The sequence below is a fragment of the Aminobacter sp. J41 genome (assembly GCF_000526635.1).
GTDB lineage: Bacteria > Pseudomonadota > Alphaproteobacteria > Rhizobiales > Rhizobiaceae > Aerobium.
Genome location: NZ_JAGL01000060.1, coordinates 1 through 9,831 on the forward strand (window position 1 = coordinate 1; position 9,831 = coordinate 9,831).

8 protein-coding genes and 2 pseudogenes are annotated in these 9,831 nt (G+C 57.5%); 9 read left to right on the forward strand and 1 reads right to left on the reverse strand.

Annotation, left to right across the window (positions count from 1 at the left end):
• Window positions 1–307 (reverse strand): annotated as a pseudogene (locus L630_RS23295) (transposase); the annotation flags it as partial.
• Window positions 308–598: 291 nt separating this feature from the next.
• Here L630_RS23295 and L630_RS0119800 point away from each other — a divergent pair.
• The 9 genes and pseudogenes from L630_RS0119800 to L630_RS0119835 all read left to right on the forward strand — a co-directional run bounded on the left by L630_RS0119800 (window position 599) and on the right by L630_RS0119835 (window position 9,442).
• Window positions 599–1,297 carry an IS6 family transposase gene (locus L630_RS0119800; protein ID WP_024849927.1) on the forward strand — a complete coding sequence of 233 codons (699 nt, stop codon included), beginning with the start codon at window positions 599–601 and terminating at the stop codon, window positions 1,295–1,297.
• A gap of 215 nt (window positions 1,298–1,512) precedes the next feature.
• Window positions 1,513–1,641 (forward strand): annotated as a pseudogene (locus L630_RS23510) (Tn3 family transposase); the annotation flags it as partial.
• Window positions 1,642–1,940: 299 nt separating this feature from the next.
• Window positions 1,941–2,804, forward strand: a complete 864-nt coding sequence (locus L630_RS0119805) for a transporter substrate-binding domain-containing protein (RefSeq protein WP_144708880.1) — start codon at window positions 1,941–1,943, stop codon at window positions 2,802–2,804.
• Window positions 2,805–2,862: 58 nt separating this feature from the next.
• Window positions 2,863–3,609 carry an amino acid ABC transporter permease gene (locus tag L630_RS0119810; RefSeq protein WP_024849929.1) on the forward strand — a complete coding sequence of 249 codons (747 nt, stop codon included), beginning with the start codon at window positions 2,863–2,865 and terminating at the stop codon, window positions 3,607–3,609.
• Complete coding sequence (locus tag L630_RS0119815; protein WP_024849930.1) at window positions 3,606–4,436, forward strand: amino acid ABC transporter permease; 831 nt, start codon at window positions 3,606–3,608, stop codon at window positions 4,434–4,436. The genes L630_RS0119810 and L630_RS0119815 overlap by 4 nt, the downstream gene beginning before the upstream one ends.
• Before the next feature lie 40 nt (window positions 4,437–4,476).
• On the forward strand, window positions 4,477–5,205 hold the full coding sequence (locus L630_RS0119820) for an amino acid ABC transporter ATP-binding protein (protein ID WP_280940254.1): 729 nt from the start codon (window positions 4,477–4,479) through the stop codon (window positions 5,203–5,205).
• Between the two features lie 109 nt (window positions 5,206–5,314).
• The gene (locus tag L630_RS0119825) at window positions 5,315–7,357 is read left to right on the forward strand and encodes an NADH:flavin oxidoreductase (protein ID WP_024849932.1); all 2,043 of its coding nucleotides are present in this window, start codon (window positions 5,315–5,317) and stop codon (window positions 7,355–7,357) included.
• Window positions 7,358–7,385: 28 nt separating this feature from the next.
• Window positions 7,386–8,120, forward strand: coding sequence for an HAD-IA family hydrolase (locus tag L630_RS21915; protein ID WP_034331043.1), 735 nt, complete (start codon window positions 7,386–7,388; stop codon window positions 8,118–8,120).
• A gap of 17 nt (window positions 8,121–8,137) precedes the next feature.
• Complete coding sequence (locus L630_RS0119835; RefSeq protein ID WP_024849933.1) at window positions 8,138–9,442, forward strand: FAD-binding oxidoreductase; 1,305 nt, start codon at window positions 8,138–8,140, stop codon at window positions 9,440–9,442.
• Window positions 9,443–9,831: the final 389 nt, after the last annotated feature.

Sequence of the window (9,831 nt, forward strand, 5' to 3'; positions counted from 1 at the left end):
TTTCACGAATGTTCTTAAGCGCACGATCAATCGTAGCTGCACTCATCTGCAATAAGAGAGAGCGAACCTTATCATCCAGGCTGAGGTACCCGTTCCGTTCCATCGACGCGATCAGCGTGGGAAGCAGCGCTTTCAAACGCTTTCCACAAATCCGGTCGGAAGCTTCCCACAGCACTATAAGGGCTTGGTGAACCGCCTCATCATAAACGCGAGGACGCGGTCGCGAAACCAGTTGCTTGTCGCCTCCGCGGAGCAAGCGCATCGCATGTTTCCGATGCATGCCGCTGATTGCTACAAACCTGATCAAGAATGCGCGATTTTTCCTCGCGGCTGCCCTCACGATACCGTTGCGCCAAAGCCATAATCAACTCGTTCTTTGTTGCCACGCTGATATGCCTCATCTGATTTGCTCCGCACCCTCAAATGCCGGGAGCAAATCAGATGAGGCAACGACCAACAATTCGGGAGCAATTTACGCGAGGCAATGCGGTCTCATCCTGATTGACGCTGAGTCTCACTTGATTGCCGCCGCGCACTGTTGCAAACCTTCTGGTAACTCTGTTCGGCCTACGCCTCCCGCACGTTCCGGAGGTGCTTGATGTTCAAAGGCCGTCATTTCGATCGCTCGGTGATCCTGCTGTGCGTCCGGTGGTATCTGGCTTACAATCTCAGCCTGCGGGATCTTGAGGAGATGATGAATGAGCGCGGCATCTCCGTTGATCACACGACCATTCATCGCTGGACGGTTCACTACGCTCCGCTATTGCTGGAGCAGTTCAATCGGCGTAAGCGGCCGGTCACAAGCAGGTGGCATGTGGATGAAACGTATATCAAAGTCCGCGGGCGGTGGATGTATCTTTACCGCGCCATCGACAGCAACGGCGACACCGTCGAGTTCTGGTTCAGCGAGCGCCGTAATCTGACGGCAGCAAAACACTTTCTGACCCGAGCGATAAAGCGGCATGGCCGACCCGAACGGATTGTGATCGATGGTAGCCAAACGAACAAAGAGGCCATCCTGTCCTGCGATACCGCAGACCGACTTCAAGATCGGTCGAGGCGCAAACTGAAGCCGATCCGGATCCGGCAAAGCCGCTATCTGAATAATCGCATCGAGCAGGATCATCGCGCCATCAAACGGCGGGTTCGACCCATGCTCGGCTTCAAGTCTGTAGCCTCTGCCCGCGTGATCCTCAGCGGGGTCGAGATGGTCCACATGATGCGCAAAGGGCAGGCGAAGTACGCCTGCGATCCACAGCCGTCACTCGCGGAGCAATTCGACCTGCTCGCCGCATGAACGTTTCCCAGAACTCCGGCTCGCTTCTCGCCCTGTTCAGAATTTGCAACGCAACCGGCGGATCGTGTCCCGTGGCGTGGTGTAAGGGCGCCAGTCCTCGGCTGAGTCGGGTTGCTGGGGCAGTCACGGCTGACAGCCGGCAACCGGGATCATCGCTCAACGCGCTCAGACTTTCCAGCGACAGGTAGCGCCGGCTCTCCGTCCATCCGTCATTTCATCTGTCGGCCTCGATCCAGACACGAGCTGTCATACCATCCGCAATCCTCAAGCGGTTTGCCGCCTCTCGCAATCCCAGCCCATTCGCCCGCGCCCGCCGGGAACTCGGCCGCCGCCACCGCTCGCTGCATGCGCCACGATGTTACTCCACGACCTTCGATCACGACGGGTCGGCAATATGCAAATTGTGCATACCAGTCGGCAAAGTTTCTATTTTGAATGTGTCGGCGGCCCTATAATCTACTGCCGATAGGGCCCTCAAGGGCTCTATAATATAATTAAAGTGCAGGGATGCAGTCCGTTCCGAATGGAAAAGTTGAGGTCTAGTGCCTCGACGGATGCGAGACTGCCCGGACGGTAAAATCGCTGTCGGGCGAGCAGACCCAAGCAACTACAATAACACGGGAACAGAGAGAGGGACATGCTAATGGGACTTCATTCTAAATCGCACCGCAAACCGTTCGTTGTTGCGCTGGCTGCCGGCGCTTGTACGATCGTCTCGGCTCTTCCTGCGGACGCTGCTGAAACTCGCCTGAGCGAGATTCTTGAGCGAGGTGTCGTTCGTGTCGGCGTGCAGGGGGCATTTAAGCCTTGGTCCTATCCTTCTCCGGATGGCACAATGCAGGGCATCGAGGTCGATCTGGCCAAGGATGTCGCGGACAAACTCGGCGTGAAGCTCGAGACAGTCATTATCAATTCGGCAAACCGAATCCAGTTCTTGCAGCAAGGCAAGATCGATCTGATCATTGGCGGCATGTACGACACTACTGAACGCCGGAAGGCGGTCGGTATCATCGAGCCGGCTTACTGGACGTCGGGCCCTACCTTGATGGCCAAGAGGGGAGTCATCAAGGACTGGAAAGACATCGAAGGCAAGCCGGTTTGCGGCAAGCAGGGCGTTGCCTACAACAAGAAGGTCGAACAGGACTACAAAGTCAGGATCGTCGCTTTCGCAGGCAACTCGGAGGGCAAAGAAGCGTTGCGCTCCGGCAAGTGTGTCGCGTGGTTGTATGATGACGTAAGCATCATGGCAGATTTGGAGGCACCCGAGTGGGCCGACTACGAGATGCCCGTATCCGTGCTCTACAACAATCCGTGGGCAGCCGCTGTGCCCCTTGAAGAGCTCGATAAGCCGTGGGGCGTCTTCATGACGGGAATGGCCTACCGCTGGCAGTCGACCGGCAAGCTCGTGGAGCTTGAAGGCCAGTACAAGCTGAAACCTTCGGAATGGTTTGCCCAGCAGCATGAGAAGCACCGGTGGGATGCATCTTACCTCGAGGGCGGGAAATAGTTGGACGCCAATTCATGATCGGGTTGCGGGACTCTGACCAAAGGGAGGCGGAGACGGGATGTTTGAGCTGATCGCCCCTTTCTTCCACGACCTGTACGATAAGACAGGGCTGAACTTTAACATCTTCTACGACCGCTATGAATATGACCGTTTCCTGTCCGGTGCGGTCATTTCACTGAAACTGATGTTCGGAGCGATCCTCCTTTCCCTGGTCATTGGCATTCTCGGCGCTTGGGCGCAGGGGGTGGGGTCGCGCGTTCTGCGCGGCGCCATCAACGCCTACATCCAGGCGTTCCGGAACACGCCGCCGATGATCCAACTTCTGTTCTTCTATTTTGGATTGGGGGCGTTCACACCGCAGGTCGACATGGGCGGTTACACCGAACCATTGGTTTCGGCATTCGCGTGGGCCATGATTGCACTGGGAATTTTCGGCGGTGCCTACAATGTCGAAATATTCCGGTCCGGTCTGGAGGCCGTTCCCCGAACTACGCTGGAGGCATCGGAAAGCCTCTGCTTGTCGAAGTGGCAGACGTACCGACATGTGACCCTGCCCCTTGCCTTCAGAATCTGCCTGCCGTCACTCACGAGCAATCTTATCAGCTTGGCGAAGACCACTTCCCTCGCTTACGTCATCTCCGTTCCGGAAATGACATACGTTCTGAACCAGGTGTGGTCCGACACCATCAACGTGCCTGAGATGATGCTGATCTTATTCGTATTCTACGTGGCTGTCGTCGCATTGCTCGGTGCGGGTCTTCACTTCCTGGAACGGAAACTCGCATTGCCGGGATTTGGACGATGACGCAGGTGCGAACTGAAACTGGCAACGCCAGGCCGGCACAATACGCTCTGTCCTGGTATCACGGAGCCATTCTCCTCCTGGGGTTCGTGATTGTTTTCGCGGCCGTCCATTTGAACAGCCGCGAAGCCGATGCCACGAACCTATCGGCGCTCGATACCCTGAGCCTCTGGCTGCCCTTCATCCTGAAAGGGTTCGGTCTCAACCTGCTGATGAGTTTTCTTGCCATGGCCATCGCGACCGTGCTGGGAGTCGCGTTAGGGATTGCACAGGTCAGTCAACTCGGGGTTGTCCGTGTTGCTTCAAAGTTTGTGACACATCTGTTCCGGAACGCGCCTTGGCTCGTCATCCTTTTCACGGTCATGTACCTCCTCCCGGTCGAAGCGACATTGTGGGGGGGAGAGAAAGTCATCATTCCGGACTGGATCAAGGCGACATTCGCCTTTTCACTGCCGGTGATGGGCAACATCAGCGAAATCGTCCGCGGCGCCATCAACTCGATCCCGACCGGACAATGGGAGTCAGCCGAAGGTCTGGCCTTCACCAGACGCCAGACCATGGTGCATATCATTCTGCCGCAGTGCATCAAGCGTTCCATTCCACCGTGGATGAACTGGTACGCCCTGCTCACCCTGGCCACACCGATGGCATCGATCCTGGGCGTTCATGAGGCTGTCGGAAATGCCCAGGCTGCTATGGAAGCGGGCGGAGGGCGGCCAGAGTTCCTGCTGCCGTTTTACCTTTTCCTATTGTGCCTGTTCTTTGCATACATCTACCCGATCGCTCTTTGGACGAGAAAGCTCGAGCAAAAATATGCTGTCTCTCATTAGCACCATGGAGGGCAATGTCCCCCGCAGCTGGACACCCGAAATGCCGATCGTCTCACTGCGTGACGTCCGCAAGTTCTACGGCTCTCTTGAAGTACTGAAGGGCATCAGTCTCGATGTGCGAAAGGGAGAGGTGATCTGCATCATCGGGCCATCCGGCTCGGGTAAGTCAACCCTCATCCGCTGCATCAACGGGTTGAACGGGATCCAGCATGGCTCGATCAGAGTTGAGGGCCTTGAAGTCAACGATCCCAAGCTCGATGTGCTCGCGCTGCGGCGGAAGGTCGGCATCGTATTCCAGCAGTACAATCTATTTCCCCACAAGACAGCTCTTGAAAACGTCATGCTGGCGCCACTGCTCGTTCTTAAGGAGCCAAGACGGAAGGTGGAGGAACGGGCACGCGAACTCATCTCGAAAGTCAAGCTCCAGGGCAAGGAGAACTCCTATCCCGGTGAGCTATCCGGCGGGCAGCAGCAGCGCGTCGCGATAGCCCGGAGCCTCGCAATGTGCCCTGACGTGATGCTCTTCGACGAAGTCACGGCGGCCCTCGATCCTGAAACCGTCAAAGAGGTCCTCGTCACCATTAAGCAACTGGCCTCCGAGGGAATGACCTGCATCCTCGTGACACACGAAATGGGGTTTGCCCGGGAAGTCGCCGACCATGTCTATTTCACCGATGGCGGGGTCATAGTCGAGCATGGTCCGCCATCCGAACTCTTTAACGATGCAAAGGATCCGAGAACCAGGCGCTTCCTAAGCCAAGTCTTATAGCAAGATCCGGGCGCACGCCCGAAACAGCGGCCTACCATCAAAGAATCAAGAGCGGCCAGACAGCGCTTCGGCCGATCGGATCTCTATTACCAGAAACGGCAGATCAACTATGGACATCACCAATCAGCAGATCACGAAGGATCCTCTTCTTCAGCCTTTCACGATCGGAAAGCTCACACTGCGCAACCGGATTATGAGCACCAGTCATGCTTGCGGCCTTGAGGAAGGCGGCATGCCCGGTGAGGCGTACCAGCTTTACCACGCCGAGAAAGCAAAGGGCGGGCTGGCCCTGTCCATGTTCGGCGGATCCTCCAACGTCGATCGGGATTCGCCGAACATCTTCCGCCAGCTCAATGTCGGTGACGACCGCATCATCCCGTACTTCCAGCAGTTCAGCGAGCGCATGCACGGTCTCGGGGCGGCGCTCATGTGCCAGATTTCCCATCTGGGACGACGCGGCGATCCCTATGCAGGCGACCGCCTTCCCACGATTGCACCATCCGTTGTGCGGGAAACACTTCACCGCAGCATTCCGAAGGAGATGGATGAGCACGATATCGAGCGTGTCATCCGTGCCTATGCAGAGGCTGCTAAGCGTTGCAAGGAAGGGGGGCTGGACGGTCTGGAAACGCTTGCGGGCGGCCACCTGATCGGTCAGTTTCTTTCGCCGCTGACAAACCATCGGACTGACCGGTTCGGCGGCAGCCTCGAGAATCGTTGTCGCTTTGCCCTGTTGGTTCACGAGGCTATTCGGAAAGCGGTCGGGGACGATTTTGTCGTCGGCATACGGTTTACGATCGACGAGCGAACCCCCGGAGGTCTGTCGTTCGATGATTGTGTCAAGATCGCGCTGATCTTGAAGAATGCCGGCGCAGTCGACTTCATCAATGCCGTCTATGGCTCGATGGATACGATCCGAAGCCTTTCCGAGCAGAACATGCCCGGCATGGGTTCGCCCATTGCCCCTTGGGTCGAACCAGTCGGTCTGTTCAAGCAAGAGGTCGGGCTGCCAGTATTCCATGCCGCTCGCATCGCGGATGTCGCGTCCGCCCGCTATGCGATTGCCGAAGGCAAGCTTGACATGGCTGCAATGACGCGGGCTCAGATCGCCGACCCCTACATCGTTGAGAAAATCCGGATAGGGCGCGAGAGCGAGATCCGCCCGTGCGTCGGAGCCACCCATTGTCAGTCGCCCCAGCGCCCGTCCTGCCTCCACAACCCGGCTACGGGCCGTGAAGCTCAGCTTCAGCACAAATTCGCAAAGGCAAAGGGTGCGCCGAGGCGCATCGTAGTGGTCGGCGGCGGTCCCGCTGGACTGGAGGCGGCGCGGATCTGTGCGGAACGCGGACATGACGTTTCGCTCTATGAGGCTGCGCCACAGCTCGGCGGTCAGATCCTGATCGGCGCAACGGGGTCCTGGCGTCGCGACCTCATGGGCATCGTCAACTGGCGCGTGTCTGAGCTCGAACGGCTGAAGGTCCGTGTGCAGACCGAATCCTATATGGAGGATGCCGATGTACGGGCCCTCGATCCGGATGTCGTCATCGTTGCGACCGGTGGCCTTCCCAATGTCGATCTCGTGTCTGGTGCGGATCACTGCCTGAATACCTGGGACGTGCTCACAGGCCATGTTTCAGCCTCAGGAACGGCACTGATCTTTGATGGAACCGGACGTCATCCTGGCCCCCTCGCGGCTGAGAAGCTCGCCGCCCAGGGGGTGAGCATCGTTTACTGTTCAATCGACGGCCAGATTGCCGAGGAACTGACGTATGTGGAACGGTTCCGTTGGAAGAAGCGCTTTCTGGAGCTCGGAATCAATCCGATGTTCGACACCAAGTTGGTCGAGGTTGTCCGCTCGACCAATCGCCTGCAGGCCAGGATCGTGAGCGAGGTATCCCAGCAGGAGACACTCGTGGATGTCGACCATGTCGTGGTCGAGCAAGGCACGGTGCCGATGGAGGACATCTATGCGGGTCTGCGGCCACAATCCACCAACGATGGCGTAACCGACATCAAAGCCCTCCTGGCTTTGCAACCACAACCGAAGCTGAGAGACGAAGGTTTCGAACTCCACCGGATCGGTGACGCCGTCGCCAGCCGGAATATCCACTCGGCTATGCTGGATGCGTATCGCATCTGCAGCGTGCTCTGAGACGACAAAGCTAGACTGGAGAAAGCCAATGAAAATCACTGAATTCAAAGTACTGACCTTCGATGTTGTTGGAACTCTTATCGACTTCGAAGCGGGTGTCTTGAACGCCACGCGGAGTCTCGGCGGTGAGAAGGCGAGGAGCCTATCTGACGAGGAAATCTTTGCACCGTACCTGCGGGGTCGCGAGATCTTCTATGGGCGATCCTCCTACGCAATGAGAGACGTCTACCTGTATATGGCAAAGGAACTGGGACTCGATTCCAGCGAACTCGCCGCTGACTCGTTCCAGTTGGCTATGATCCGCCATCCGGCTTTCCAGGACTCGGCGGATGCGCTCCGGCGCTTGCGGAAGAAGTTTCGCCTCGTCGCAATGACGAACGCGGATCGAACCGCGTTCTCGGCCTACTCGGACACACTGGGGAACCCGTTTCACGACAGCGTGACTTGCGATGAAACAGGTTGTGCGAAGCCGGACCCGAACTTCTTCGCGTTCAACAGGGGGCGCCAGTCGGCCTTTGGATACAAGCAATCGGAAATCTTGCATGTTGCACAGAGCCAGTATCACGACATCGGGATCGCTAAGAAGCTCGGCTACGCAACCTGCTGGATTGAGCGGCGGCAGGGACTGAAGGGCTTTGGCGGAACGCCGGTTCCGGAGAAAGTCGAGATCCCTGATTTCCACTTTGCGACACTCGCACAGCTTGCTGACGCAGTCGATGCAGAACTGGGCGCTGCCTCCATGAGGCAGGACAATCACGCTTGATTTCGGTTGCCTCCACCATGTCGTCTCGTGCATCTGCGCCCATCGGGCGGTCCTTGTGGCAATCAACGGCTTCGGCCAGGCCAACATTCAGCACTCTCAGGAGTGAGGACCGGTTCGACGTTGCGATCGTTGGTGGGGGCTATACCGGCCTGTCCTCAGCCCGGTATCTTGCCCGTAAGGGGCTGTCGCCAATCGTTCTGGAGGCGAACCATGTCGGTTGGGGTGCCAGTGGACGCAATGGCGGCGTCGTATCGGGCAAGTTCAGAGTATCGTTTAGGGATATCAGCAGCCGCTACGGTCTGGAAACCGCACGCCGGATGCACCGACTTGGGATCGAAGCCACTGAGCATATCGGTGTCTTGGTCGATGAGTACAAAATCACGGCGGCGCTGTATCAACCGAGTGGATCGCTGCGGTGTGCCCACAATGCCGCATCGTTCGCGTCCCTCAAGCAGGAATGCGAGTGGCTCAACTCGGCACTTGGCGATCAGGCGTGCAGCATCCTGTCTGCGGAACATCTCCAGGAGGAGATTGGGTCTGGCAATTTCTCAGGGGGCATGCTCAACAGGCACGGCGGTATCATCCATCCGCTCAATTTCGTGCTCGGGTGGGCCGACGGACTGTTGCAGGAAGGGGTGACGATCTGTGAGCAGACGCCCGTACTGAGTCTGAAGGTTGAGAGTGACGGCGTATGTCTCGAAACCGACAAGGGGACGATTCGTGCCAAGCAAGTTGTTTTGGCATCGAACTCCTACTCAAATATTTCTCCGGCCACGCGACCTATCGAAAAGGCCGTCATACCTTTTCGTTCGGCCATGATTGCGACGAAGCCACTGGAAGGAACTGCCGCTGAACACTTGCTCCGCTTCGGCCGCAGCTATACGGAAACACGGCGTATGATGCGGTGGTTTCGGAAGGCGCAGGGGCGGCTGTTGTATGGCGGTCGCGGAGCTTTCGGAAAAGAGGATACTGAAGCCGCCTTCTCGGCTCTTCACAAGGCTATGGTTCGGCAGTTCCCTGAGTTGAGCAATATCGAGGTGACGCATCGGTGGTCGGGACTCGTCGCAATGACGCTCGACAGCCTGCCGCATCTGGGCAGTTATAATGATAGAGTCATATACGCGGCCGGTTACAATGGCTCCGGCGTCGCGTTATCATCGCTGATGGGCAAGTATGTTGCCGAGTTGGCTACCGGACAGAGGCCGGATCTCGGTCTCGTTACGTCCTCGCGGCTCAGGCCAGTCCCATTTCAACTCGTGAGAGAGCCGGCCATTCGAACGGTGGCGGGATGGTACCAGTTTCTGGACGCGATCGGTCTCTAACCCGAACACCCGAGGGTGGAGAGGGCGACTGCTGCAGGTCGTTGTGCGGAGCATCCTCACGTCAATCCTTTCTCACCTTCAGAGTGGCAGACGAATTCTTGGAAAGGCCTGTCGCACCAGGCGACAGGGCCTGCTGAATGCCAGCCCCTTCCAGGGGCTCCTGCGCAAACTGTTCTGCGGATACCGTCATCCGGGCTCGAGAGCATTTCCGGGGGCCACTCTCGCGTGAATCAAGTGTGGTTGTGATTTTTCATGGAATGAGGACCCTGTTTAAGGGGTGATTTTCGTCCAAACGGGACCCCTTAACGTGGGGTCATCAAAATGCCTCCGGTTTTATCGGAGGCATTTGTGTTTTGGATGTTGATTGTGGAGACGATTGCAAAGATACG